Origin of the sequence: Pseudomonas sp. R1-15 (assembly GCF_051132085.1) — a bacterium.
Classification (GTDB): domain Bacteria; phylum Pseudomonadota; class Gammaproteobacteria; order Pseudomonadales; family Pseudomonadaceae; genus Aquipseudomonas.
This window is the reverse complement of sequence record NZ_CP071660.1, coordinates 5,545,733-5,571,987: the sequence shown is the minus strand read 5'-3', so window position 1 is coordinate 5,571,987 and position 26,255 is coordinate 5,545,733. Positions and strand designations below refer to the sequence as shown.

The window sequence follows — 26,255 nt, the reverse complement described above, 5'->3', positions numbered from 1 at the left end:
GGGGATTGGTGGGGAGCCCGCTATCTCCTGCCTAGCCCGGTGTTGTGGGACGGTTACCCACAATCCCTGTGTGTCCGGCTGTGGATAACCTGTTTGCCCCTCGCTGCAACCCATGTAAATCGCTCTCTGTAGACCTTCGCTCAAAAAACAACCAGCGTAACTTGCGGTTTCTATTGGCTTTTGTCTGCGAGCAACGCAGCATTTCCAAGCCAGACTTGCCCCCAATCTCTGTTGGCGCTTCTGTGGATAAGATGTTCGCTCAACGCTGCAACCCATGCAGTACGGGGCTTCCAGTGAGTTGATCGATTAATGATCAATCATGGCCTACAAATAGAAAAACCACCGCAATAACACCGGGTTGGTGGCTGCTCAGCCTGTTTTCCACAAAACCGTCAAATTACCCCCAAACGCTGTTGGCGCTTCTGTGGATAACATGTTCGCTCTGTCCTCCAGGCCACGCTGTGTGGGGCTTACGGCGTATTGATCAAAAATTGGTCAATCAGGCATGAAACTCCTGTTTGCAAATAAGTCACGGATTTTATTCACATTCGCCCTGACAAAATCCAGATCACCTCGACACTTGTCCCCATTAGCTGTGGGTTGCCTTGTGGATAACTTGTTCGTCGAACGCTACAGGTCACGGCAGGCTTAGCGCGGAATGCGATAGGTCAAATTTCATACAGTTCTAAGGAACCGCCTTGACGTATGGGTGTCGCCTGTCTTCACTCATGGCACAAGGACAGCGCGACTTTATCCATGCCGGTTCAGGGAGAACGCATGATGGATAGCAAGCCCCCCAATTTATATCCCGCTTCAACCCCGACGTGCATCCCCACCCCTATGACCTCGTTACCCCGGCGCAACGGTCGGCGTGCCGCCAATCAGCGTGCACGCCTATAGCGCCTGAGGTTCCCTCCCATCAACACCGTTGACTGCCGCTCCAACCCATACGGGATAGCGGCCAGGCGTTCGTGCGCCTTGAAACTACAGGCAACCGCAGAGTTGCCCCTTCTGCCTGAGAGGACTTGAACATGACACGGATATCGACCCCCATCAGTGAAATCAAGGAACACTACGACGTGATCGTCATCGGTTCCGGCTACGGCGGCGGCATTGCTGCGTCGCGCCTGTCCCGGGCCGGGCGCAAGGTCTGCCTGCTGGAACGTGGCCGGGAAATCCAGCCGGGCGAATACCCCAATACGTTGCTCGCTGCCACCGAGGAGTTGCAGGTGCACGACCCCGACGGCCACATCGGTTCGCGCACCGGGCTGTTCGACCTGCACGTCAACGCCCAGCAGAACGTGGTGGTCGGGTGTGGCCTGGGCGGCACGTCACTGATCAACGCCAACGTCGCCCTGGAAGCCGAGCCCGGCGTGTTCGAGGACCCGCGCTGGCCGCTGGCGATGCGTGAGCACCGCGACACGCTGCTCCAGGACGGCTACGCGCGGGCTCGGGAAATGCTCAAGCCCAACCCGTATCCGGCGTCCTCGCCGAACCTGCCCAAGCTCGACGCCCATAAGAAGTCCGCTGATTACCTCAAGCAGGGCGCGCATTTCTACAAGCCGCCGATCAACGTGACTTTCGACAAGTTGCCGAACAACCTCAACCACGTCGGCGTCGAGCAGTTGCCGTGCAATGGCTGTGGCGACTGCGTCTCGGGCTGTAACAACAAGGCCAAGAACACCACGCTGATGAATTATCTGCCGGACGCCTGGAACCATGGCACAGAGATTTTCTGCCAGGCTGAGGTGCGGCACCTGGAGCGCGATGGTGACGGCTGGATCGTGCATTTCCAGTACCTGGACAGTGGTCGCGAAATGTTCTCGGCGCCAACGCTGTTCGTGCGCGCCGATATCGTGGTGGTGTCCGCCGGCACCCTGGGCTCCACCGAGATCCTGTTGCGCTCGCGAGACAAGGGCCTGTCGATGTCTCCCCAGTTGGGCGAGAACATGAGTGGCAACGGTGACATCCTCGGCTTCGGCCACAACTGCGACCAAGTCATCAACGGCATCGGTTTTGGCGCTCATTCGGCCAAGGAGCTGGAGCCGGTGGGGCCGTGCATCACCTCGGTGATCGACATGCGCACCGAAGGCGACTGGCGCAGCCGCATGGTCATCGAAGAAGGTTCGATCCCCGGCGCCCTCGGCCGGGCCATGGTGCCGAGCATGGCGGCGTTCGCCGAGATGATCGGCGTGCCCACCGACACCGGCTTTGGTGCCGCCCTCAGGTACAAGGGGCGCGAAGCCGAAAGCTTCCTGCGCGGGCCGTACTACGGCGCGCTGCATAACATGCAGACCTACCTGATCATGAGCCATGACAACGGCAAGGGCCGCATGGTCCTCGATAACAAGGACCAGCTGCGTATCGACTGGTCCGGTGTCGGCGAGCAGGAAAACGTTACCCTCGGCAACGAGCGTCTGCACCAGAGCACCAAGGCCTTGGGCGGGATCTGGGTCGAAAACCCGATCTGGACCAAGCTGCTCAAGCACAGCATTGTCTCGGTCCATCCACTGGGCGGTTGCGTGATGGGCGAGGACGCCACCCAAGGCGTGGTCAATCACAAGGGGCAGGTATTCATTGGCGCCAGCGGCACCGACGTCTATCCCGGTCTTTACGTGACGGACGGCTCGGTGATCCCGACGTCCCTGGCGGTCAATCCGCTGCTGACCATTTCAGCGGTGAGTGAACGCAATATGGGCTTGCTGGCGGCCGATCGCGGTTGGCTGATCGACTACACGCTGCCGTCGGCCCCGCGTAAACCAGTGGCGGCGCCGACCCTCGGTGTGCAGTTCACCGAAACCATGAAGGGTTATTTTTCCAGCGCCTTCACCCAACCCCAGGGCACCGACCTGCCGCTTTACGAGGAAGCTGCCAAGCGCGGCAAGGCGGACAACTCGCCCATCGAATTTACGCTGACCATCACCGCTGCCGACCTTGATCGTTTGATCAAGGAGCCGGAGCACGCTGCGACCCTGGTGGGTACCCTCGATGCCCCCCTGCTGTCGGCGAAGCCGTTGGTCGCCAGCAACGGCGTGTTCAACCTGTTCGAGCAGTATCAGGATCAAGTCGGGGTGCGGCACATGAACTACGACATGAAACTGACCGCTGAAGACGGCAGCGACTATTTCTTCAGTGCGTTCAAGACCGTGCCGGAGGACAACGGCGTGCTGAACATCTGGCACGACACCAGCACCCTTTACGTCACGCTCTATCGCGGGTCGGACAAGACTGGTGCGGTGCTCGGATCGGGGGTGATGCACATCCTCCCGGCTGATTTCGCCAAGCAGATGACCACAATGAAAGTGCTCAACGCTCGCAACGAGCGTGAGCGGGTGGAGGCGCTTGCGCGATTCGGCAAGTTTTTCGCGGGCATCCTGTGGGAGAGCTACGGCGGGGTGTTCACCGGCGACGTCTATTTCAATCCGGACGCGCCGTCGCGCTTGAAACGGCCGCTGGATGCACCGGCCCCGGTGGTGCATTTCTTCCAGACCGAAGACCACGTCGAGCTGCGCCTGACGCGCTACCAGGCAGGCAGCAAGGGCCCGGTGATGCTGGTCCATGGCCTGGGCGTGGGCTCGAATATCTTTTCCACCGACACCATCCACACCAACCTGTTGGAGTACCTGTGCAAGCACGAGTATGACGTCTGGCTGCTGGATTTGCGGGTGAGTATCCTGCTGCCGGCGAGCAAAAACGAATGGAACGGCGACCAGGTGGCCCAGTACGACTTCAAGGCCGCCATCGAGCAGATCCAACAGGCGACCCTGGCCCGTGACGTGCAATGCGTGGTGCATTGCTACGGCGCGACGACGTTCTTCATGTCGATGCTTGCGGGCTTGCAGGGCGTGCGCTCGGTGGTCTGCTCGCAGATCGCCGCCGACACGGTGGTCGCCACCGCCACCGGGTTGAAGGCCGGTTTGCATTTGCCGGGGATGCTCGATGCCATCGGCATCAAGTCCATGACGGCCTATGCCGACACTAAGGAAAGCTGGTTCAACAAACTCTACGACAAGGCCCTCAACGGCTACGCCCGGATCGAGGCCCAGGGCTACTGCACCAATCCGGTCTGCCACCGCATCACGTTCATGTATGCGTCGCTGTACCGCCACGACACCCTCAATGAAACCCTGCACGACAATCTGCATGAATTGTTCGGCGAGTCGAACATCCAGACCTTCGAGCACCTGGCGCTGATCGTGCGCAAGGGGCACCTGGTGGACTTCAACGGCAACGACGTCTACATGCCGCATTTCGATCGGTTGAAGTTGCCGATCTGCTTCATTAGCGGCGCCGACAACCAGTGCTACTTGCCGCAGAGCACCCTCAAGACCTACGAACGGTTGTGCGAGATGCACGGTCCGCAGTTGTTCAGCCGTCATGAGGTCCCCGGCTACGGCCACATCGACTGCATGTTCGGCAAGGACGCGGTGGTGGATGTGTATCCGATCATCCTTGGGCACTTGGAGAAGACGGCGCTCGGTTGAAGTATGACTATCCCGTGGCGAGGGAGCTTGCTCCCGCTCGGCTGCGAAGCAGTCGTCGCTTTTTGAAGTCTTGTGGGCCGCTACGCGGCCCAGCGGGAGCAAGCTCCCTCGCCACATGGGTTTTGTGGTGAGTCAGGAATAGGAAAAGGATGCCATGAACACTTGTATCCGCTGGTTCCAACGCATCATCTGGATCGGAATCGTCATGAACATGGTCTTCGCGATCCCGGCGCTGTTCGCGCCGGCGTTGCTGACCTCCGTGCTTGGCCTGCCGCCGGTGCTGTCCGATCCCTGGCTGGAAAACGCCGGCATGTTGCTGGTGGGGATCAGCCTGTTCTACATGCCTTCGGGGTTCAACGCGCCGCGTTTCGTGGTGCATTCGTGGTTATGCGTGCTGTCGCGTCTGGTGGCGGTGGTGTTCTGGATCTACCTGATCAACACCAACAACCAGGGCCAACTGTTCGTGCCAATGTTGATGGGCGACCTGAGCATGTTCCTGATCCTGGGCGTGCTGTTGTATCTGGGCAGCCCGGCGGCCAATCGTCCGCTGGCCTTGCTCCGGGCCGGTTGGCGCGAATGGTGTGAAGGCTGGGCACATCGCTGGCAAAGCCATGGCTTCAAGGTAGGCGCGCTGATTGTGCTGCTGGTGCTTGGCTTCGTCGGCTACCAGACCTGGTATCAGATGATCCGCGAGGTGCCGCAGCCGGACTTCGCCTCCGACGAAGATCATTACAAATACGCCGCCATCGGCCTGGGCATCGAAGCGCGGATTCCCTACTACCTGTTCGCCGTGCTGCCACAGATGTGCCCGGAAAAACTGCCCAAGCCAGGCGGTTATGAGGTGTTCGGCTTCCTCTATGTAAACGGCAACGACTTGCCCATCGGCATGGCCAAGCGGCAGCTCGGTTACCCCACGGTGGAGCCCAACTGCGCGCTGTGCCACACCGGTTCCTACCGGGCCAATGCCACTGACGTAGCGGTGCCGGTCGCCGCCGCGCCGGCCAATACCCTGCAATTGCAAGCCTTCCAGTGGTTCGCCTACGAGTGTGCCAGCGATCCGAAATTCACCCCGGACGCGGTGATGGCGGCGATCAACGGCAAGTTCCAGCTGGGGTTCTTCGAAAAGCTTTATAACCGCTACCTGATCATTCCGATGGCCAAGAGTGCGCTGCTCAAGCAGAAACAGGCGTACGCCTGGCAGAAGCTGCGTCCGGCCCAGGGACCGGGGCGGACCGACACGTTCAACCCGACCAAGATGGTGGTCTTCGGCTTCCCGGATGACTCCACCATCGGCACCGTGGACTTGCCGCAGGTGTGGAACCAGAAACCCCGCGAGTCCATGTACCTGCACTGGGACGGCAATAACAACAAGATCCACGAACGCAACTACGCCGCAGCCATGGCCGTGGGCGCGACGCCGAAATCGGTGCTGCCGCCGAGCTTCAACCGGGTGACCAACTGGTTGCTGGGCCACAAGCCACCGGCCTGGCCGTTCACCCTGGATCAGGCGAAAGTCGCCCAGGGCAAACCGATCTGGGAGCAGAACTGTGCCGGTTGCCACGACTTCGGCCGCAGCGACACCGGCCAGGTCACCACCAACATCGACCAGTTGGGCACCGATCCCCATCGGCTGAATTCCTTCACCACCGGGCTGGTGACGGCGTTCCATGGCTTCAAGAAAGCGCCGTTCGACTTTGGCGCCTATCGCAAGACCCAGAGCTACAGCAACACGCCCACCGACGGCATCTGGCTGCGCGCGCCGTACTTGCATAACGGTTCGGTGCCGACCCTGTGGGATCTGCTGCAAGCGCCAGAACAGCGTCCACAAGTGTTCTACACCGGCTCGGATATCTACGACCCGCAGAAGGTTGGCTTCGTCACCAGCGGCGCGCAGATGAAGGCGTCGGCGGATTTCAAGTACGACACGCGGCTCGAAGGCAACCACAACGGCGACCACCTGTATGGCACGCAGCTGTCGGACGTCGACAAACGGGCCCTGATCGAATTCATGAAGACCCTGTAGCCCAGGGCATAACGAAGGAGCGTTGACATGTCATTACTGCACCATTGGGAACATGAGTTCGACAAGGTCAAGGTCCGCCTGCACGGCTTGGTCACGCGGCTGGAAATGTCCTGGAAAAAACTCGTCAACGACCTGGAGCCAGAGGAGTTTCAGGCCATCGTCAAGCTGCTGGAGCGTGGTCACGCTCAAGCCCGGCATGTCATTGATCATGGTGATTTGCCCGACGATGAGCCGGCCGTGCCATGGGAACTGGCCCACGGCCTGTCGATTCTGAAAATCGGCAACGCCACGCCTTTGCCGCAAAAGGAAGAGGAACTGCCAACCCGAGTGCTCAAGGACGGCACCTTGCTCGGCTGCCGCAAATGGGAACTGCTGGACCTGTTGTGGAGCGAGGCGCTGCTCAAGTGGATCGAGAACCTGCGCCACCACGCACCGTTCGCTACCACCCCGGCGCTGGTCAAAATGGACAACGACGTGGTGCTGGCCATCGCTGGCGACTGGGGCACCGGCCCGTTCGACAGTCACGCACCCGCCGTGGCGGTCGCCAACCAGATGCAACTGGCCCAGGCCGATTTCACCATCCACTTGGGCGACGTGTATTACGCCGGCACCCATTCCCAGGAAGACGTCGACATGGTCGGCTGGCCGCAGGGCAGGCACGGCTCGTTCACGCTCAATTCCAATCACGAGATGTACAGCGGCGCCCACGGTTATTTCAAGGAATTGGCCAAGCGCTTTCCGGTGCAGCAAGGCACGAGCTACTTTGCCTTGTACAACGATGACTGGCTGGTGGTTGGCCTGGACAGCGCCTATGCCTCGGATGCCATGAACCTGTACATGGACGGTACGCTCAACACGCAACAGATCGAGTGGATGAAAAGCCTGCCCAAGCGCAAGAAACTTATGGTGCTCAGTCATCACCAGGGTTTTGACATTTCCGGGCACCACAAGACCGCCCTCTACCAACCGGTATGCGATGCTCTGGGGCGTGAGCCGGATTACTGGTATTGGGGCCATTTGCACAACGGTATCTGCTACGCGCCGCAAGGCGGGCTGCAGGCGCGTTGCGTCGGGCACGGAGCGATTCCCTACGGCACCACCAGCGAGTTGAACGGGCATCCTCGGGTGTTGTGGTCGGAAACACAATTGGCGGGGGACGAGGCGTATCCGGAGCGGGTGTTGAACGGCTACGTGAAACTTCGGCTGGTGGGTGAAAGTATCGTCGAGGAATTTATCAGCGAGAATGGCGAAGTGCGTTGGCGCTCAAGTTAGCCGGATATTCGTTAGTTCAAAATGCGCTCCTGAGCGCATTTTTTGTTGTCATGAAAATCACATAAATATCAGGAAAAAAATTCACCCTGTACGACCGATCTGATTTTTCGGTTAATGCGCTTTCAGCACTAATCAAAGTGCGGTACTCATCAGGGAAGATTAATCTATGTTTGACTTCAAAAAAGCAGCCTTGCTGTTGGGCTTATTAAGCTCGTCAGCGGTCACTGCATCCTTGGCCCATGCTGCGGAAACGGCGCCGGGCATCAGTAATTTTAAAAAACCCTTTAATGAATACACTTGGGTGACCGCCCACAACGGTTATCAGGACGACAAGCGCACCCAACTCGATCGTGGCGTGCGTGGCTTCATGCTGGACCTGCACCCAGGCAATCTGGGGTCGAAGGACGTCTACTTGTGTCATACCACCGAGAACGGCACCTGTGATGTCCGTAGGGACAAGAAGTTTACCGATGCATTGAACAAGGTCTTCTTGCCGTTTCTACGCGGTAATCCGAACGCTGTTGTAACCCTGAGACTGGAGAACTATGTGGATAGGGCGACGCTGCAAAATGCGCTGGAGCGAGTGCCGGGCCTTGAGGATTGGGTATTTGACCCCGCCCCCTATGCGGGCACCTCGAACTGGCCAACACTGGAGCAGATGATTCGCAGCGGCAGACGGCTGGTTATCCTCACGGACAGGCACGAGGGCGGCTATCGGATCAGAGGCAAGACCGTCAACCTGTTAAAAGACAGCTTATGGGAAAAGCAGAATCACTGGGAGCTGGGCACCAGCATTTTCAAACATGACTGGAGCTGCCCGTCGCGCTGGCGCACCTACTCTTCGAGCGTAGGTGCCGGTGGATTTGAGCGGTGGCCAAGACTGTTCATCATGAATCAGTTCCATGCCTGGGGTTCGACCGCGGCCCATGCCGCTGATGTGGACAACAACCTGACCTGGCTTGAGCGACGCGTGGACAACTATTGTGCCGCCGCGCTGGGCAGGCGCACCGCGCCAAACTTCCTGGCAATCGACTTCAACCAGACCGGCGATGCGTTCGCCTATGCCGCCGCATTGACCCAGGGCGGGTTCTATTTCCATGAGAAAAACCGCGCCGACCCCACCGGTGATACTACGTGTGTCATACCCGCCGGGCAGCACCATAACCTGCGCCTGCCTGGGCGCGGTTGTGAAAACGATGAGGCCCGTTCACTGAAGTTGCGTGGCATCGTCAAGGGCACGCGTATTTCCGTCTATGACTCGCCCGCGGCCAGCAAGCAGGACGACTACGCAGTCATCGATATCAAACGTGATATCGGGCTAAACGAATCGGTCGTTGTCGATACGTTCGAAAAAAGTTATGAAAGTGCAGACTTGAAAGTGGTTTATGTGCGTAACAATGGCCTGGACGGGAAAGTATCGCGAGTTATAACCGGAACAACACCGACGAATTTTTCCGATGCAAACGTTGTATTGTATGAGGGCAACTCCGCCAGGCAGAACGTGGTATGCACCGTGAGTCTCGCAGGCAGCCTCCGCTTCAACTTCGGTGGTAGCTGCGACAACGATGAAGCGCGCTCGGCCAAAATTCTGAAGGCCAAGGCCGGCACCCGGTTCTGGGTGTACGGCAACAAGGACCAGAAAGAGAACCAGGGATGGGCGCGGATCGAGGTTTTAACGGATATCACCCAGCCGGTGGTGGTGGGCAGCTTCGAAAGAAGCCACAACGCAGGCGCATGGCGCATTATCCGCGGCGGCGCGAAAAACCAACTCGATGGCAAGGTTTCGAGCATGAAGATCGAGCGACCGTGACCCCGCGGTACCGTGCGATACCGGCGGGGTTCGGCGCATTTGTCAGCCCTGGACCGGAACGCCCTTGAGGTACGGCGCCGGCTCGGCCCCGAGGTTGTTGAGCATGCGCTCGCTGTACCAGTCGACGAAGTTCACCACGCCGAATTCGTAGGTCTTCGAGTACGGGCCCGGCTGGTAGGCGGTGGAGTTGATGCCGCGCTGGTTTTCTTCGGCCAGGCGACGGTCCTGGTCGTTGGTGGCGTCCCAGACCTGGCGCATGCGCTCCACGTCATAGTCCACGCCTTCGACCGCGTCCTTGTGTACCAGCCATTTGGTGGTGACCATGGTTTCCTGGGCGCTGATCGGCCACACCGTGAAGACGATGATGTGGTCGCCCATGCAGTGGTTCCACGAGTGAGGCAGGTGCAGGATGCGCATCGAGCCCAGGTCCGGGTTCTTGATGCGGCCCATCAGTTTGGCGCAGCCCTGCTTGCCGTCCATCGTCATCGACACGGTGCCCTTGAGCAGCGGCATGCGCACGATGCGGTTGCGCAGGCCGAAGCTGGCGTGGGCGTAAGGGATCTTCTCGGCATCCCAGGCGGCGGCGGAAGCGGCCACGTGGTCCTTGAACGCCTGGTCGGCCCGCGGATCGGTGACGTCGTCCCATTCCAGCAGGGTCTTGAGCAGTTCGGGGTGCGAGGCGTTGCAGTGGTAGCACTCGCGGTTGTTTTCCAGCACCAGTTTCCAGTTGGCCTTTTCCATCAAGGTGGTTTGCACCGCCACCTTGGTATTTTCCATGTCGTAGGGTTCCATATAGTGGTTTAGGGTCGACAGGAAATCATCGATGGCCGGCGGATTCTCGGCCAGGCTGATGAAGATGTAGCCGCCGGCGGTCTTCACGTTCACCGGCTTGAGGCCGTACTGCTTCATGTCGAAGTCGGCACCCATCTCGGTGCCGGCGAACAGCAGGCGACCGTCCAGTTCGTAGGTCCATTGGTGGTAATGGCAGACCAGCTTGGCGACCTTGCCCTTGTCGCTGGTGCACAACCGCGAGCCGCGGTGGCGGCAGACGTTATGGAACGCGTGCACCACGCCTTCGGCGCCGCGAATCACGATGATCGGGTTCTTACCGACCTGCAGCGTCAGGTAGTTGCCCTTGGCCGGGATTTCGCAGGTCATGCCGGCGATCAACCATTCCTTCTGAAAGATTTCCTGCATGTCGATATCAAACAGGCGCTCATCGGAGTAGAACGGCTGCGGCAGCGAAAAGGTGCGCTCGCGCTCTTGCAGCATTTGCGCGGTGGCCTTGCGTGCGGGTTCCAGCGGATCGCCCAGGCTCAGGGTAGTGGTGACGTCCATCGTTTTATCCTCATGGCCATCTCTGTGGCCGGCGAAAGTGGCTAATCAAGGGTGCTACGCAAGGCAGAAATATTGTTTATCCGTTGGGGCGAGTGTGGGGCCGCGCAGGGGCGCAACCTTATCCATGGGCGACATGGCCCAATCTGTTCCCGACGCGCGAGCCCCGGTAGTTGGGGGCTGGTCGCGATAAGTATGTGAATGTCGCAGATAGGTAAATGGCGGTGCAGGCGCCTGCGCACAATCGCCATCATGAAGGCCGACAGTCGGCCGTGGAGATCAGCATGTCCAACAATTTCCTGAACCCGGTCACCACCCAGACCTGGGCCAATGGCCGACATATCGTTCGTTGCGTCAAAGTCATCCAGGAAACCTGGGATGTGCGCACCTTTTGCTTTATGGCCGACCAGCCGATCATGTTCTTTTTCAAGCCCGGGCAGTTCGTCACCCTGGAGTTGGAAATCGAAGGCCAGCCGATCATGCGTTCCTACACGATCTCCAGTTCGCCGTCGGTGCCCTACAGCTTCTCGGTGACCATCAAGCGCGTGCCGGGGGGCAAGGTCTCCAACTGGCTGCACGACACGCTGCACGAAGGCCAGGAACTGGCGGTGCACGGGCCGGTGGGGTTGTTCAATGCCATCGATTTCCCGAGCCCGAAGGTCCTGTACCTCAGCGGTGGCGTCGGAATCACGCCATGCATGTCCATGGCCCGCTGGTTCTACGACACCAACGCCAACGTCGACATGACCTTCGTCCATAGCGCCCGCTCGCCCAAGGACATCATCTACCACCGTGAGCTGGAGCACATGGCGTCGCGGATCGATAACTTCAGCTTGCACCTGATCTGCGAAAAGCATGGTTTGGGCGAGCCGTGGGCCGGGTATCGCGGTTACCTGAACCACAAGATGCTGGAACTGATGGTGCCGGATTTCCTTGAGCGCGAAGTGTTCTGCTGCGGCCCGACGCCGTATATGAGCGCGGTCAAGCGCCTGCTGGAAGCGGCCGGCTACGACATGAAGCGTTATCACGAGGAATCCTTCGGCGCCACGCCACCGGAAGCTCGCGCCGATGCGGTGGAGCAGGCCGAACAGGCGGCGGATGCGCCTGAAGTCGACCAGGCGGACCTGCATCAGGTGGAATTCGTCGCGTCGGGCAAGAGCATCGGCGTGGCACCGGGCGAAACCGTCCATGCGGCAGCAGCCAAGCTTGGCCTGATGATTCCCAAGGCCTGCGGCATGGGCATCTGCGGCACCTGCAAGGTCATGAAACTCGGCGGGGAAGTGGAGATGGAGCACAACGGCGGCATCACCGAGGATGACGAGGCCGAGGGTTACATCCTGTCGTGCTGCAGCGTGCCGAAGGGGGATGTGCGGATCGAGTTTTAACCCGCAGCGAGCCCCCTGTGGCGAGGGAACTTGCTCCCGCTGGGCTGCGCAGCAGCCCCATGCGATCCATCAGATAGCTCGTGCTTACCGGAGGCGACTGCTGCGCAGCCGAGCGGGAGCAAGCTCCCTCGCCACGAAAGCCCTGAAGCTTTAAAGGGCAAACGGCCTTGATGCATCGGTGGTTGCCTCAGGCGCTCATCACTTCCCGAATATCCGCCGCCAACTCCCGCACCCGCGCTTCTTCGGTATCCCACGAGCACATGAACCGTGCGCCGCCCTTGCCGATGAAGGTGTAGAAGCGCCAGCCCCTGGCGGTCAGCGCGGCGATGGCCGGTTCCGAGAGTTGCAGGAACACGCCGTTGGCCTGGACCGGGAACATCAGTTCGACGCCAGGAATGTCGCTGACCAGTTGCGCCAGCAATTGGGCGCAGTGGTTGGCGTGGCGGGCATGCTTGAGCCAGGCGTCGTTCTGCAGCAGGCCGACCCAGGGCGCGGAGAGGAAGCGCATCTTCGAGGCCAATTGCCCGGCCTGTTTGCAGCGATAGTCGAAATCTTCCGCCAGGTCGTGGTTGAAGAAGAGGATCGCTTCGCCCACCGCCATGCCGTTTTTCGTGCCGCCGAAGCACAGCACGTCGACGCCGGCCTTCCAGGTCAGGTCGGCCGGGGTGCAGCCGAGGAAGGCGCAGGCGTTGGAAAAGCGCGCGCCGTCCATGTGCAGGTTCAAACCCAGTTCCTTACAGGTAACGCTGATGGCGCGGATTTCTTCCGGGGTATAGACGCTGCCGACTTCCGTGGCCTGGGTCAGGGTCACCACGCGCGGCTTGGGATAATGGATGTCCTGGCGCTTGAGGGCGATCTCGCGAATCGACTCGGGAGTCAACTTGCCGTTTTCGGTGCGTGCCACCAAGAGCTTGGAGCCGTTGGAGAAAAATTCCGGCGCGCCGCATTCGTCGGTTTCGACGTGGGCGGTTTCCGAGCAGATCACGCTGTGGTAACTCTGGCACAGCGACGACAGGGCCAGGGAGTTGGCGGCCGTGCCGTTGAACGCGAAGAACACTTCGCAGTCGGTTTCGAACAGGGCACGGAAATCATCCGCCGCGCGGTGGGTCCATTCATCGTCGCCATAGGCGCGCTGGTGGCCCTGGTTGGCTTCTTCCATGGCCGCCCAGGCTTCGGGGCAAATGCCGGAATAGTTGTCGCTGGCGAATTGTTGGCTCTTGTCGGTCATGGCCTTGCTCCTTGAATAGAGAGTCCTGGGTAAGAGATCCCTGGTGGAATTCCCGGGTGAGGGGTTCCATGGTTCGGCGTGTTTGGGTCCACAGCGCCGTGGTCGATAGTGGTGCGCACTTTACCCAAGATTAGCGAGGGAGCACACGGGATGTTTCGGTCAGAAAATCACAAAATCAGCGGGCCGCAGTACACATGAGTCAGCGCGACGCTGCGCTGGACCTGCTCAAGTGGCTGGCACTGTTGTCGATGGTCCTCGATCATCTGCGATATGTCGGTTTTCCCGCCGATTGGCTTTATGTGCCGGGACGCTTGGCATTTCCCTGGTTCTGCCTGGCGATGGCGGCCAACCTCGCACGCAACGGCGCCAGCTCGCTTCCGTGGCGTTACCTGGGCTGGCTGTTACTGTTCAGCGCCATCAGTGAAATCCCCTACCGCTTGTTCGTTCCCAACCCCACGACATTGAACGTGATGCCGACGCTGGTGCTGGGATTGTGGGTGGCGCGCAGTTGGCAAACCCCCACCTTGCAGGCGCGATGCCTGGCGGTGGCGGCGCTGCTGCTGGCGGCGCTGTGCTCGTCCCGGTTGATGTTCGGGTTCTACGGCGTGCTGCTGCCGCTGGCGATGTTGCTGGTGTATCGCCGGCCTTGGTATTTCGTGTTGCTACCGGGAATGGTCTGCGTGGCGGCCAATCAATGGCGGGTGCTGTATGGCGCGGCATGGCTGGGCGACACGGTGGCGGTCTGGGGGCTGGTGGCTTGCCTGATCGCGCCATGGCTTGGGCTGGCGCTTTTGCGACAGGCGGGGCGTTTTCGTCCAGTGCCCATGCGGCGCTGGGCGTATGCGCTGTATCCCGGGCATTTCCTTATATTGCTCGCGGTCCGCCAGGTCATTGCATAACCCTTCGTGGCGAGGGAGCTTGCTCCCGCTGGAGGGCGAAGCCCTCCCAAAAGGCCACCCCGGATTTACCTGATGTGCCGAGGCGTCTGGTCTTAGGGCTACTTCGTAGCCCAGCGGGAGCAAGCTCCCTCGCCACAAGGGCCGTCTTCGATTCCATTTGATCCCATGTCGTAAACGCACCTTTGCGTGGCGTCCATAGGCATTTGACCTGCCTGCGCCGGCCATACCATCGCATCCAAAGGGCACGACCGAAACGGTCCGTGCCTCACCGAGACGAAAGGCGCACTGCCGCCGCTGGGAGAGACGCGATGTTCAGCAAGCAAGACCAGATCCAGGGTTACGACGATGCACTGCTGGCGGCGATGAATGCCGAGGAGCAACGCCAGGAAGATCACATCGAACTGATCGCGTCGGAGAACTACACCAGCAAGCGCGTGATGCAGGCCCAGGGCAGCGGCCTGACCAACAAGTACGCCGAAGGTTACCCGGGCAAGCGCTATTACGGTGGCTGCGAGCACGTCGACAAGGTCGAGGCCCTGGCCATCGAGCGCGCCAAACAACTGTTCGGCGCCGATTACGCCAACGTCCAGCCGCATTCCGGTTCGTCGGCCAACAGCGCCGTGTACCTGGCCTTGCTGCAAGCCGGCGACACCATCCTCGGCATGAGCCTGGCCCACGGCGGTCACCTGACCCACGGCGCCAAGGTGTCGTCCTCGGGCAAGCTGTACAACGCGGTGCAATACGGAATCGACACCACTACGGGCCTGATCGACTACGACGAAGTCGAGCGCCTGGCGGTCGAGTGCAAGCCGAAGATGATCGTGGCCGGTTTTTCTGCCTATTCCAAGACTCTGGATTTCCCACGCTTTCGCCAGATCGCCGACAAGGTCGGTGCGCTGCTGTTCGTCGACATGGCCCACGTCGCCGGCCTGGTTGCCGCCGGCCTGTACCCGAACCCGCTGCCGTACGCCGACGTGGTCACCACCACTACCCACAAGACCCTGCGCGGCCCACGCGGCGGCCTGATCCTGGCCAAGGCCAACGAAGAGATCGAGAAAAAGCTCAACGCCGCCGTATTCCCCGGAGCCCAGGGCGGCCCGCTGATGCACGTCATCGCCGGCAAGGCGGTGTGCTTCAAGGAAGCGGCGGAGCCGGGCTTCAAGGCTTACCAGCAGCAAGTGATCGACAACGCCCAGGCCATGGCGGGCGTGTTCATCAAGCGCGGCTACGATGTAGTGTCCGGCGGCACCGACAACCACCTGTTCCTGGTCAGCCTGATCCGCCAGGGCCTGACCGGCAAGGACGCGGACGCCGCCCTGGGCCGCGCCCACATCACCGTCAACAAGAACGCCGTGCCGAACGACCCGCAATCGCCGTTCGTGACCTCGGGCCTGCGCATCGGCACCCCGGCGGTGACCACTCGCGGCTTCAAGGTGACCCAGTGCGTCACGCTGGCCGGCTGGATCTGCGACATCCTCGACAACCTCGGCGACGCCGACGTCGAGGCCAATGTCGCGCAGCAAGTGGCGGCCTTGTGCGCGGACTTCCCGGTTTATCGCTGAGTCGGTTTTGGAGTAAATGACTATGCAACGCTATTCGGGCTTCGGCCTCTTCAAACACTCACTCAGCCATCATGAAAACTGGCAGCGGATGTGGCGCACGCCGACCCCGAAAAAGGTCTACGACGTGGTTATAGTCGGCGGCGGCGGGCATGGTCTGGCGACCGCCTACTACCTGGCCAAGGAGCACGGCATCACCAACGTCGCCGTGGTTGAGAAGGGCTGGCTGGGCGGCGGTAACACCGCGCGCAACACCACCATCGTGCGCTCCAACTACCTGTGGGACGAATCGGCCCACCTGTACGAACACGCGATGAAACTCTGGGAAGGCCTGTCCCAGGACCTGAACTACAACGTGATGTTCTCCCAGCGTGGCGTCTACAACCTGTGCCACACCTTGCAGGACATCCGTGATTCCGAGCGCCGCGTCAGCGCCAACCGCCTCAACGGCGTGGACGGCGAACTGCTCAACGCCAAGCAAGTGGCCGACGAGATCCCATACCTGGATTGCTCGAAGAACACCCGTTATCCGGTGATGGGCGCCACCGTCCAGCGTCGCGGCGGCGTGGCCCGTCACGATGCCGTGGCCTGGGGTTTTGCCCGGGCGGCGGATGCCTTGGGCGTGGACCTGATCCAGCAGACCGAAGTAATCGGTTTCCGCAAGGAAAACGGTGTGTGCATCGGTGTGGAAACCAACAAGGGCTTCATCGGCGCCAAGCGCGTCGGCGTGGTGACCGCAGGTAACTCCGGGCACATGGCCAAGCTCGCCGGCTTCCGCCTGCCGATCGAATCCCACCCGCTGCAAGCGCTGGTGTCGGAGCCGATCAAGCCCATCATTGACAGCGTGATCATGTCCAACGCCGTGCACGGCTACATCAGCCAGTCCGACAAGGGCGACCTGGTGATCGGGGCCGGTATCGACGGCTACAACGGCTACGGCCAGCGTGGCTCGTACCCGGTGATCGAACACACCATCCAGGCCATCGTCGAGATGTTCCCGGTGCTCTCGCGGGTGCGCATGAACCGCCAGTGGGGCGGCATCGTCGACACCACCCCGGACGCCTGCCCGATCATCTCCAAGACTCCGGTGCCGAACATGTTCTTCAACTGCGGTTGGGGCACCGGTGGCTTTAAAGCGACACCTGGCTCGGGCAACGTGTTTGCCGCGAGTTTGGCCAAGGGCGAAATGCACCCATTGGCCGCCCCTTTCTCCATCGACCGTTTCCACAACGGTGCGTTGATCGATGAACACGGCGCTGCTGCGGTTGCCCACTAACAGGAGAAATCCCCATGTTGCACATCTTCTGTCCTCACTGCGGCGAACTGCGCTCCGAAGAGGAATTCCACGCATCCGGCCAGGCGCACATCCCGCGTCCGCTGGATCCGAACGCCTGCACCGACGAGGAGTGGGGCGACTACATGTTCTTTCGCGACAACCCTCGCGGTCTGCACCACGAGCTGTGGATTCATGCCGCCGGTTGCCGCCAGTACTTCAACGCGACCCGTGACACCGTGACCTACGAGATTCTCGAAACCTACAAGATCGGTCAAAAGCCGCAATTCACCGACAAGGCTGACAGTCCGAAAGCGGCCGCGCAGGCTCTGGGAGAGAAGGTATGAGCCAGATCAATCGCCTGTCCAACGGCGGACGGATCGACCGCAACAAAGTGCTGACATTCACCTTCAACGGCCAGACCTACAAAGGCTTCGAAGGCGATTCCCTGGCCGCTGCGCTGCTGGCCAACGGTGTCGACATCATCGGCCGCAGCTTCAAGTATTCCCGTCCGCGCGGCATCTTTGCCGCCGGTGCGGAAGAGCCGAACGCGGTGCTGCAGATCGGTGCCACCGAAGCCACGCAGATCCCGAACGTGCGCGCCACGCAACAGGCGCTGTACCAGGGCCTGGTAGCCACCAGCACCAACGGTTGGCCGAACGTCAACAACGACATGATGGGGATTCTCGGCAAGGTCGGCGGCAAGCTGATGCCGCCGGGCTTCTACTATAAAACCTTCATGTACCCGCAATCGTTCTGGATGACTTACGAAAAGTACATCCGCAAGGCCGCAGGGCTGGGTCGCTCGCCGACCGAGAACGATCCGGACACCTACGACTACATGAATCGTCACTGCGACGTGCTGATCGTCGGCGCTGGCCCTGCTGGCCTGGCCGCAGCATTGGCCGCGGCTCGCAGCGGTGCGCGAGTGATCCTGGCCGATGAGCAGGAAGAATTCGGCGGCAGCCTGCTCGACTCCCGCGAAAGCCTGGACGGCAAGCCGGCGACCGAGTGGGTCGCGGCGGCGGTGGCTGAACTGCGCTCGATGCCGGAGGTGGTGTTGCTGCCTCGCGCCACGGTGAACGGTTACCACGACCACAACTTCCTGACCATCCACGAGCGCCTCACCGACCACCTCGGCGACCGCGCACCGATCGGCCAGGTTCGCCAGCGCATCAACCGGGTTCGCGCCAAGCGTGTGGTGCTGGCGACTGGTGCTTGCGAGCGCCCGCTGGTCTACGGCAACAACGACGTGCCGGGCAATATGCTGGCTGGCGCGGTTTCTACCTACATACGCCGCTATGGCGTGGCGCCGGGCAATAAACTGCTGTTGAGCACCAACAACGACCACGCCTATCGCGTCGCCCTGGACTGGTTCGACGCCGGCCTGCAAGTGGTGGCCGTCGCCGATGCCCGCAGTAACCCGCGTGGTGCGCTGGTGGAAGAAGCCCGCGCCAAAGGCATCCGCATCCTCACCGGCAGCGCCGTGATCGAAGCCCGTGGCAGCAAGCGCGTCACCGGTGCACGTGTCGCCGCGATCGACGTCCGCGCCCACAAGGTCACCAGCCCTGGCGAATGGCTGGACTGCGACCTGGTGGCCAGTTCCGGCGGCTACAGCCCGGTGGTCCACTTGGCTTCGCACTTGGGCGGCAAGCCGATCTGGCGTGAAGACATCCTCGGTTTCGTGCCGGGCGAAGCGCCGCAGAAACGCGTTTGCGTCGGCGGTGTGAATGGCGTCTACGGCCTCGGCGATTCCTTGGCCGACGGTTTTGAAGGCGGCGTGCGCGCGGCCAGCGAAGCCGGTTTCAAGGCTGTTGAGGGCGTGTTGCCCAAGGCCCTGAGCCGTCATGAAGAACCGACCCTGGCGTTGTTCCAGGTGCCGCATGAAAAAACCACCGCACGGGCGCCGAAGCAATTCGTCGACCTGCAGAACGACGTCACCGCCGCCGCCATCGAACTTGCCACCCGCGAGGGCTTCGAGTCGGTGGAACACGTCAAGCGCTACACCGCACTGGGCTTCGGCACCGACCAGGGCAAGCTGGGCAACGTCAACGGCCTGGCCATCGCGGCCCGCTCGCTGAACGTGAGCATCCCACAGATGGGCACCACCATGTTCCGTCCGAACTACACGCCGGTGACTTTCGGCGCGGTGGCCGGTCGGCACTGCGGGCACATCTTCGAACCGGTGCGCTTCACCGCGCTGCATGCCTGGCATGTGAAAAACGGCGCCGAGTTCGAAGACGTCGGCCAGTGGAAACGGCCTTGGTACTTCCCGAAGAACGGCGAAGACCTGCATGCCGCGGTCAAGCGCGAGTGCAAGGCCGTGCGCGACAGCGTCGGTCTGCTGGACGCCTCGACCCTGGGCAAGATCGACATCCAGGGCCCAGATGCCCGTGAGTTCCTCAACCGCATTTACACCAATGCCTGGACCAAGCTCGACGTGGGCAAGGCCCGCTACGGCCTGATGTGCAAGGAAGACGGCATGGTCTTCGACGACGGCGTGACCGCCTGTCTGGCCGACAACCACTTCCTGATGACCACCACCACTGGCGGTGCGGCCCGTGTACTGCAATGGCTGGAGATCTACCAGCAGACCGAATGGCCGGACCTGAAGGTGTATTTCACCTCGGTTACCGACCACTGGGCGACCATGACCCTGTCGGGGCCCAATAGCCGCAAGCTGCTGAGCGAAGTCACCGACATCGACCTGGACAAGGACGGCTTCCCGTTCATGACCTGGAAGGAAGGCCTGGTAGGCGGCGTGCCGGCGCGAGTGTTCCGCATCTCGTTCACCGGTGAGCTGTCGTACGAAATCAACGTGCAGGCCGACTACGCCATGGGCGTGCTCGAACAGATCGTCGAGGCCGGCAAGAAGTACAACCTGACCCCGTATGGCACCGAGACCATGCACGTGTTGCGGGCCGAGAAGGGCTTCATCATCGTCGGCCAGGACACCGACGGCTCGATGACCCCGGACGACCTGAACATGGGCTGGTGCGTCGGCCGGACCAAGCCGTTCTCGTGGATCGGCTGGCGTGGGATGAATCGCGAAGACTGCGTGCGTGAAGAGCGCAAGCAACTGGTGGGCCTCAAGCCGATCGACCCGAATGTCTGGCTGCCGGAAGGCGCGCAGCTGGTGTTCAACCCCAAGCAGGCGATCCCGATGTCGATGGTCGGCCACGTGACCTCCAGCTATGCGCATAACTCTCTGGGTTATTCGTTTGCGATGGGCGTGGTCAAGGGCGGCTTGAAGCGCCTCGGCGAGCGAGTCTTCGCCCCGCTGGCGGATGGCCGGGTGATCGAGGCAGAGATCGTTTCTTCGGTGTTCTTCGATCCGAAGGGGGATCGGCAGAATATCTAGTGGCTTGAGGTCCTGTGGGAGAACGGCGATACCGCGTCGGCTTCATCGCGAGCAAGCTCGCTCCCACAGTTGATCATGTAACCCTTGTGGGAGCGAGCTTGCTCGCGATGACGGCCTGACGGCCACCACAAGGGTTTGACTCAACAGCATTCAGACAGGTGCTCCATATGACCGCAGTCAACGTGTACCAACAACGCCCCACCACCGGGGCCAAGGCCGAGTCGTCGCTGCACCATGCCGACCTCGCCAGCCTGGTGGGCAAGGGCCGCAAGAACGCCGGTGTGACCGTGCGCGAGAAAAAACTCCTGGGCCACCTGACCATTCGTGGCGACGGCCACGACCCGGCGTTTGCTGCCGGCGTGCACAAGGCCCTGGGCCTGGAATTGCCGGGTGCGCTGGCCGTCATCATCAAGGGTGAAACCAGCCTGCAATGGCTGGGCCCGGATGAATGGCTGCTGATAGTGCCGAGCGGCGAGGAATTTGCCGCCGAAAAGAACCTGCGCGAAGCGCTGGGTGAACTGCACATCCAGATCGTCAACGTCAGCGGCGGCCAGCAAATCCTCGAGCTGTCCGGCCCGAACGTGCGCGACGTGCTGATGAAATCCACCAGCTACGATGTACACCCAAGTAACTTCCCGGTGGGCAAGGCCGTTGGCACGGTGTTCGCCAAGTCGCAACTGGTGATCCGCCACACCGCTGAAGACACCTGGGAACTGGTGATCCGCCGCAGCTTTTCCGATTACTGGTGGCTGTGGTTGCAGGATGCGGCGGCTGAGTATGGGTTGAGCGTGCAGGCGTAAGGACTGAAAGCCGACCGCGGCTTTTTGTGGCGAGGGAGCTTGCTCCCGCTGGGGCGCGTAGCGGCTCTCGCTTTTTGGCGGTTGCTACGCACTGGAGCGCCAGCCCGGCCGAGCGGGAGCAAGCTCCCTCGCCACAGGGTTCTTTGTCGCTCAGTTAATTTTGAACAGGAGTCACCGCAATGAGCCGCGCCCCAGACACATGGATACTGACTGCCGACTGCCCCAGCGTGCTCGGCACGGTGGATGCGGTGACCCGCTTTTTATTCGAGCAGGGCTGCTACGTCACCGAGCATCATTCCTTCGACGACCGGCTCTCGGCGCGCTTCTTCATTCGCGTGGAGTTTCGCCAACCTGACGGTTTCGACGAGCAGAGCTTCCGCGCCGGCCTGGCCGAGCGGGCGCAAGCCTTCGGCATGGTCTTCGAACTGACGCCGCCCAACTACCGGCCGAAAGTGGTGATCATGGTCTCCAAGGCCGATCACTGCCTCAACGACTTGCTCTACCGCCAACGCATCGGCCAGTTGTCGATGGACGTAGTGGCCGTGGTCTCCAATCACCCCGACCTCAAGCCGCTCGCCGACTGGCACCAGATTCCTTACTACCATTTCCCCCTGGACCCGAACGACAAGCCGGCCCAGGAACGGCAGGTGTGGCAGGTGATCGAGGAGACCGGCGCCGAGCTGGTGATTCTTGCCCGCTACATGCAAGTGCTGTCGCCGGAACTGTGCCGCAAGCTCGACGGCAAGGCCATCAACATCCATCACTCGTTGCTGCCGGGCTTCAAGGGCGCCAAGCCGTATCACCAGGCCTACAACAAAGGCGTGAAACTGGTAGGCGCCACGGCGCATTACATCAACAACGACCTGGACGAAGGTCCGATCATCGCCCAGGGCGTCGAAGTGGTGGATCACAGCCACTATCCCGAAGACCTGATCGCCAAGGGGCGGGACATCGAAGGGCTCACGTTGGCGCGGGCGGTGGGGTATCACATCGAGCGACGAGTATTTCTGAACGCCAATCGCACGGTCGTTCTTTAGGCCGACATCGCGAGCAGGCTCGCTCCCACACTATAGGGGAGCACACAGATTCCAATGTGGGAGCGAGCCTGCTCGCGAAGAGGCCCTCCCAAACAACACAGAAACAAGACACAAGCACTAACCCGAGCAATCAACGCGCTGCCTGCCTGGGCAACGCAGTTCCACAAAAACAACAGCGAGGTGAAAGCATGTCTGGTAATCGTGGTGTCGTGTATCTCGGCAACGGCAAGGTCGAAGTACAGAAAATCGACTATCCCAAAATGCAGGACCCGCGCGGCAGGAAGATCGAGCACGGCGTCATCCTGCGCGTAGTCTCCACCAACATCTGCGGTTCCGACCAACACATGGTGCGCGGCCGTACCACTGCCCAGACCGGTCTGGTCCTGGGTCACGAGATCACCGGTGAAGTGATCGAAAAGGGCAGCGACGTCGAAAACCTGAAAATCGGTGACCTGGTCTCGGTGCCATTCAACGTTGCGTGCGGGCGGTGCCGTTCCTGCAAGGAGCAACACACCGGTGTTTGCCTGACGGTCAACCCGGCCCGTGCCGGCGGTGCCTACGGTTATGTCGACATGGGCGACTGGACTGGCGGTCAGGCTGAATACGTGCTGGTGCCGTACGCCGACTTCAACCTGCTGAAACTGCCGGACCGCGACAAGGCCATGGAGAAAATCCGCGACCTGACCTGCCTGTCCGACATCCTGCCGACCGGCTACCACGGCGCCGTCACCGCTGGTGTCGGCCCTGGCAGCACCGTCTACATCGCCGGCGCCGGCCCGGTTGGCCTCGCGGCTGCCGCTTCCGCCCGCCTGCTGGGTGCTGCGGTAGTGATCATCGGCGACGTCAACTCCATCCGCCTGGCTCACGCCAAGGCCCAAGGCTTTGAAATCGTCGACCTGTCCACAGACACCCCGCTGCACGAGCAAATCGCCGCGCTGCTGGGCGAACCAGAAGTGGACTGCGCCGTCGATTGCGTGGGCTTCGAAGCCCGCGGCCACGGCCATGACGGCGTCAAGCACGAAGCCCCGGCCACAGTGCTCAACTCATTGATGGGCGTGGTCCGCGTGGCCGGCAAGATCGGTATCCCCGGCCTTTACGTCACCGAAGACCCGGGCGCAGTTGATGCCGCTGCAAAAATGGGCAGCCTGAGCATCCGCTTCGGCCTGGGCTGGGCCAAATCCCACAGCTTCCACACCGGCCAGACCCCGGTGATGAAGTACAACCGCCAACTGATGCAGGCGATCATGTGGGACCGCATCAACATTGCTGAAATCGTTGGCGTGCAAGTCATCAGCCTGGATGACGCGCCGAAGGGCTATGGCGAGTTCGATGCGGGCGTGCCGAAGAAGTTTGTGATTGATCCGCATAAGTTGTTTAGTGCGGCGTAAGGTTGGGTCTGCAGTAATGAAAGGGCGGCAAAGAGATGCCGCCCCTTTTATGTGCTCGGGTTGTTTTCGAGGTAACAGAATCAGTCGGGTAAATAAAATCCGCGTGCTCTCCCTAAACTATCATACCGCCCAAATTTGGCGTGGTAGGCATCCACACTCGCCGCAAGATTACCGATACGAATAGTGATACCTGCGCTTCTTTTTTGTTGATAAGCATTTGTCATTTCGATTGCGTGAGCAGGAACGATTCCATTCATGTGACCCCGTGCTGCGGATTTGAGGCTATCTATTGAGGCTTCTCCAAGTTCCGGTTTGAAAAGGCGGACAGGTGATTTGGCCATCGAATAGACTTCTTGTTTCATGGCCCGTGATGTCTTAGCAAGCGAGGCCATGTCCGGTCCGGGTAAATAGCTGAAGATTTCATCATAGACAACGTGTACTCCCTTGATCTTTTCAAACGCTCCAAGTGGTGTTCTATAGCGCTGAGCTGTCCTTAGCCCGATAAGGTTTAGTAAACCTTTCCATACGTTGGGGAAATGCCCAGAGGGATCGGCCTTGTTCACCGGATCTCCAGTGCAATACGCATAAGCATTTAACCCACCCTTGCCAAATGGACTCAAACTGTCCGGACTGTTGAACCGCATCAGCACTGGGCTGAATGCGCGATATCCATTGCCCAGTAAATAATGCCCGGTCACGGGGTCGGGTCGTTCTCCATTGAAGGCAAGCAGGCCGAGCAAGCCGTTTACATGACGGCGGTGACCGTAGGCCGTGTAAGCGAAGGCGTAAGGTTGCGTTGCGTCGAGCATCTGTAAAACAGAACGCTGCTGGTCGATGGCGAGCACCGTGGTTTTGCTGATCGCATTTTCCCGTTGCTGCTGTGCCAGCAATTGGTCGTCGTGCTGGAAAACCGATCGTTGCACCGAGCCTTGAATTTCTGAGGTCAGGCGCTGCTTCAAGTAAAAGCGCTGGGTGCTGGCCTGGGCCGCTGGTGTGCAATCGGCCAGGCGATCGAGAGGGTCATAGTGATAGCGGCAAAGTAGCGTTTCGTCTGTAGAAGGCATGGAATTCGCTCTGAATTAAAGGACCTTTGACGCAGGTATCAGGCTCGGGCAGATGCACAGGGTTGTCTAGCTAGCAGAAGTGTTAGGTATGATAGCCACTAGCTGGTCCCTGCTCATGGGGGCCGCATCAACATTGCTGAAATTATCGGCGTGCAGGTCATCAGCCTGGATGACGCGCCGAAGGGCTATGGCGAGTTCGATGCGGGTGTGCCGAAGAAGTTTGTGATCGATCCGCATAAGTTGTTTAGTGCGGCGTAAGGTTGGGTCTGCAGTAATGAAAGGGCGGCAATGCGATGCCGCCCCTTTTATGTGCTCGGGTTGTTTTCGAGGTGACAGAATCAGTCGGTAAAAAAAACTCCGCGTTCTCTCCCTAAACTATCATACCGCCCAAATCTGGCATGGTAGGCACCCACCGTCGTCGCACGAATACGGATACCAAGAGTGAAACCTGCGCTTCTTTTTTGTTGATAAGCGTTTGTCATTTCGATTGCGTGAGCAGGAACGATTCCATTCATGTGACCCCGTGCTGCGGATTTGAGGCTCTCTATAGAGGCTTCTCCAAGTTCCGGTTTGAAAAGGTGGACAGGTGATTTTGCCATCGAATAGACTTCTTGTTTCATGGCCTGTGATGTCTTAGCAAGCGAGGCCATGTCCGATCCGGGTAAATAGCTGAAGATTTCATCATAGACAACGTGTACTCCCTTGATCTTTTCAAACGCTCCAAGTGGTGTTCTATAGCGCTGAGCTGTCCTTAGCCCGATAAGGTTTAGTAAGCCTTTCCATACGTTGGGGAAATGCCCAGAGGGATCGGCCTTGTTCACCGGATCTCCAGTGCAATACGCATAAGCATTTAACCCACCCTTGCCAAACGGACTCAAACTGTCCGGACTGTTGAACCGCATCAGCACTGGGTTGAATGCGCGATATCCATTGCCCAGTAAATAATGCCCGGTCACGGGGTCGGGTCGTTCTCCATTGAAGGCAAGCAGGCCGAGCAAGCCGTTTACATGAGGGCGGTGACCGTAGGCCGTGTAAGCGAAGGCGTAAGGTTGCGTTGCGTCGAGCATCTGTAAAACAGAACGCTGCTGGTCGATGGCGAGCACCGTGGTTTTGCTGATCGCATTTTCCCGTTGCTGCTGTGCCAGCAATTGGTCGTCGTGCTGGAAAATCGATCGTTGCACCGAACCCTCGATTTCGCTGGCCAGGCGCTCCTTCAGATAAAAGCGCTGAGTGCGGGCCTGGGCTGCTGGGGTGCAGTCGACCAAGCGATCGAGAGGGTCGTAGTGATAGCGGCAAAGCGTATCTATTCTCTCTGTCGACATAAAATTGCTCCGTAT

General features: G+C 60.4%; 17 protein-coding genes and 1 pseudogene. 14 read left to right on the top strand and 4 right to left on the bottom strand.

Annotation, left to right across the window (positions count from 1 at the left end; genetic code table 11):
* Nucleotides 1–1,031: 1,031 nt before the first annotated feature.
* The 4 genes from J3P97_RS25195 (at nucleotide 1,032) to J3P97_RS25180 (ending at nucleotide 9,589) form a co-directional block, all read left to right on the top strand.
* Complete coding sequence (locus J3P97_RS25195; RefSeq protein ID WP_434672993.1) at nucleotides 1,032–4,484, top strand: GMC oxidoreductase; 3,453 nt, start codon at nucleotides 1,032–1,034, stop codon at nucleotides 4,482–4,484.
* Nucleotides 4,485–4,638: 154 nt separating this feature from the next.
* Nucleotides 4,639–6,507 (top strand): hypothetical protein, encoded by a 1,869-nt coding sequence (locus J3P97_RS25190; RefSeq protein ID WP_434672992.1) that lies wholly within the window; start codon nucleotides 4,639–4,641, stop codon nucleotides 6,505–6,507.
* Nucleotides 6,508–6,534: 27 nt separating this feature from the next.
* Complete coding sequence (locus J3P97_RS25185) at nucleotides 6,535–7,779, top strand: metallophosphoesterase (protein WP_434602069.1); 1,245 nt, start codon at nucleotides 6,535–6,537, stop codon at nucleotides 7,777–7,779.
* Nucleotides 7,780–7,945: 166 nt separating this feature from the next.
* Entirely contained in the window at nucleotides 7,946–9,589 is a 1,644-nt protein-coding gene (locus J3P97_RS25180; RefSeq protein WP_434672991.1) for a hypothetical protein, read from the top strand.
* Between the two features lie 42 nt (nucleotides 9,590–9,631).
* On the opposite strand, the gene gbcA is transcribed toward J3P97_RS25180, so the two are convergent.
* The gene (gene gbcA / locus J3P97_RS25175; protein WP_305498304.1) at nucleotides 9,632–10,927 is read right to left on the bottom strand and encodes a glycine-betaine demethylase subunit GbcA; all 1,296 of its coding nucleotides are present in this window, start codon (nucleotides 10,925–10,927) and stop codon (nucleotides 9,632–9,634) included.
* A gap of 281 nt (nucleotides 10,928–11,208) precedes the next feature.
* On the opposite strand from gbcA, the gene gbcB reads away from it, so the two are divergent.
* A complete protein-coding gene (gene gbcB / locus J3P97_RS25170; RefSeq protein ID WP_434571306.1) occupies nucleotides 11,209–12,309 on the top strand; it encodes a glycine-betaine demethylase subunit GbcB in 1,101 nt (366 codons plus the stop codon).
* A 187-nt stretch (nucleotides 12,310–12,496) separates the two neighbouring features.
* On the opposite strand, the gene J3P97_RS25165 is transcribed toward gbcB, so the two are convergent.
* The gene (locus J3P97_RS25165) at nucleotides 12,497–13,537 is read right to left on the bottom strand and encodes a low specificity L-threonine aldolase (RefSeq protein ID WP_434571307.1); all 1,041 of its coding nucleotides are present in this window, start codon (nucleotides 13,535–13,537) and stop codon (nucleotides 12,497–12,499) included.
* Between the two features lie 194 nt (nucleotides 13,538–13,731).
* On the opposite strand from J3P97_RS25165, the gene J3P97_RS25160 reads away from it, so the two are divergent.
* The 8 genes from J3P97_RS25160 to fdhA all read left to right on the top strand — a co-directional run bounded on the left by J3P97_RS25160 (nucleotide 13,732) and on the right by fdhA (nucleotide 23,854).
* Entirely contained in the window at nucleotides 13,732–14,436 is a 705-nt protein-coding gene (locus tag J3P97_RS25160) for a TraX family protein (protein WP_434672990.1), read from the top strand.
* 308 nt (nucleotides 14,437–14,744) lie between these two features.
* A complete protein-coding gene (gene glyA / locus J3P97_RS25155; protein ID WP_030139294.1) occupies nucleotides 14,745–15,998 on the top strand; it encodes a serine hydroxymethyltransferase in 1,254 nt (417 codons plus the stop codon).
* A 22-nt stretch (nucleotides 15,999–16,020) separates the two neighbouring features.
* Nucleotides 16,021–17,271 (top strand): sarcosine oxidase subunit beta, encoded by a 1,251-nt coding sequence (locus tag J3P97_RS25150; protein WP_003206307.1) that lies wholly within the window; start codon nucleotides 16,021–16,023, stop codon nucleotides 17,269–17,271.
* A 14-nt stretch (nucleotides 17,272–17,285) separates the two neighbouring features.
* On the top strand, nucleotides 17,286–17,615 hold the full coding sequence (locus J3P97_RS25145; RefSeq protein WP_434561923.1) for a sarcosine oxidase subunit delta: 330 nt from the start codon (nucleotides 17,286–17,288) through the stop codon (nucleotides 17,613–17,615).
* Nucleotides 17,612–20,629, top strand: coding sequence for a sarcosine oxidase subunit alpha (locus J3P97_RS25140; protein WP_434602064.1), 3,018 nt, complete (start codon nucleotides 17,612–17,614; stop codon nucleotides 20,627–20,629). Before J3P97_RS25145 ends, J3P97_RS25140 begins: the two co-directional genes overlap by 4 nt.
* 167 nt (nucleotides 20,630–20,796) lie before the next feature.
* Nucleotides 20,797–21,429 carry a sarcosine oxidase subunit gamma gene (locus J3P97_RS25135; RefSeq protein ID WP_434672989.1) on the top strand — a complete coding sequence of 211 codons (633 nt, stop codon included), beginning with the start codon at nucleotides 20,797–20,799 and terminating at the stop codon, nucleotides 21,427–21,429.
* 179 nt (nucleotides 21,430–21,608) lie between these two features.
* The gene (purU, locus tag J3P97_RS25130; RefSeq protein WP_434571318.1) at nucleotides 21,609–22,466 is read left to right on the top strand and encodes a formyltetrahydrofolate deformylase; all 858 of its coding nucleotides are present in this window, start codon (nucleotides 21,609–21,611) and stop codon (nucleotides 22,464–22,466) included.
* Nucleotides 22,467–22,654: 188 nt separating this feature from the next.
* Entirely contained in the window at nucleotides 22,655–23,854 is a 1,200-nt protein-coding gene (gene fdhA, locus J3P97_RS25125; protein WP_003177608.1) for a formaldehyde dehydrogenase, glutathione-independent, read from the top strand.
* 80 nt (nucleotides 23,855–23,934) lie between these two features.
* Here fdhA and J3P97_RS25120 read toward each other — a convergent pair whose 3' ends face one another.
* Nucleotides 23,935–24,918, bottom strand: a complete 984-nt coding sequence (locus J3P97_RS25120) for an RHS repeat-associated core domain-containing protein (protein WP_434602062.1) — start codon at nucleotides 24,916–24,918, stop codon at nucleotides 23,935–23,937.
* A 123-nt stretch (nucleotides 24,919–25,041) separates the two neighbouring features.
* On the opposite strand from J3P97_RS25120, the pseudogene J3P97_RS25115 reads away from it, so the two are divergent.
* Nucleotides 25,042–25,176: pseudogene (locus J3P97_RS25115) on the top strand (formaldehyde dehydrogenase, glutathione-independent); the annotation flags it as partial.
* Nucleotides 25,177–25,256: 80 nt separating this feature from the next.
* Here the strand turns inward: J3P97_RS25115 and J3P97_RS25110 are convergent.
* Nucleotides 25,257–26,240 (bottom strand): RHS repeat-associated core domain-containing protein, encoded by a 984-nt coding sequence (locus J3P97_RS25110; protein WP_434602061.1) that lies wholly within the window; start codon nucleotides 26,238–26,240, stop codon nucleotides 25,257–25,259.
* Between the last annotated feature and the right edge of the window lie 15 nt (nucleotides 26,241–26,255).

Bases quoted from the DNA above. Each gene is read 5' to 3' on its own strand.
- J3P97_RS25195 (WP_434672993.1), top strand. From the start codon at position 1,032: ATGACACGGATATCGACCCCCATCAGTGAAATCAAGGAACACTACGAC.
- J3P97_RS25190 (WP_434672992.1), top strand. From the start codon at position 4,639: ATGAACACTTGTATCCGCTGGTTCCAACGCATCATCTGGATCGGAATC.
- J3P97_RS25185 (WP_434602069.1), top strand. From the start codon at position 6,535: ATGTCATTACTGCACCATTGGGAACATGAGTTCGACAAGGTCAAGGTC.
- J3P97_RS25180 (WP_434672991.1), top strand. From the start codon at position 7,946: ATGTTTGACTTCAAAAAAGCAGCCTTGCTGTTGGGCTTATTAAGCTCG.
- gbcA (WP_305498304.1), bottom strand. From the start codon at position 10,927: ATGGACGTCACCACTACCCTGAGCCTGGGCGATCCGCTGGAACCCGCA.
- gbcB (WP_434571306.1), top strand. From the start codon at position 11,209: ATGTCCAACAATTTCCTGAACCCGGTCACCACCCAGACCTGGGCCAAT.
- J3P97_RS25165 (WP_434571307.1), bottom strand. From the start codon at position 13,537: ATGACCGACAAGAGCCAACAATTCGCCAGCGACAACTATTCCGGCATT.
- J3P97_RS25160 (WP_434672990.1), top strand. From the start codon at position 13,732: ATGAGTCAGCGCGACGCTGCGCTGGACCTGCTCAAGTGGCTGGCACTG.
- glyA (WP_030139294.1), top strand. From the start codon at position 14,745: ATGTTCAGCAAGCAAGACCAGATCCAGGGTTACGACGATGCACTGCTG.
- J3P97_RS25150 (WP_003206307.1), top strand. From the start codon at position 16,021: ATGCAACGCTATTCGGGCTTCGGCCTCTTCAAACACTCACTCAGCCAT.
- J3P97_RS25145 (WP_434561923.1), top strand. From the start codon at position 17,286: ATGTTGCACATCTTCTGTCCTCACTGCGGCGAACTGCGCTCCGAAGAG.
- J3P97_RS25140 (WP_434602064.1), top strand. From the start codon at position 17,612: ATGAGCCAGATCAATCGCCTGTCCAACGGCGGACGGATCGACCGCAAC.
- J3P97_RS25135 (WP_434672989.1), top strand. From the start codon at position 20,797: ATGACCGCAGTCAACGTGTACCAACAACGCCCCACCACCGGGGCCAAG.
- purU (WP_434571318.1), top strand. From the start codon at position 21,609: ATGAGCCGCGCCCCAGACACATGGATACTGACTGCCGACTGCCCCAGC.
- fdhA (WP_003177608.1), top strand. From the start codon at position 22,655: ATGTCTGGTAATCGTGGTGTCGTGTATCTCGGCAACGGCAAGGTCGAA.
- J3P97_RS25120 (WP_434602062.1), bottom strand. From the start codon at position 24,918: ATGCCTTCTACAGACGAAACGCTACTTTGCCGCTATCACTATGACCCT.
- J3P97_RS25110 (WP_434602061.1), bottom strand. From the start codon at position 26,240: ATGTCGACAGAGAGAATAGATACGCTTTGCCGCTATCACTACGACCCT.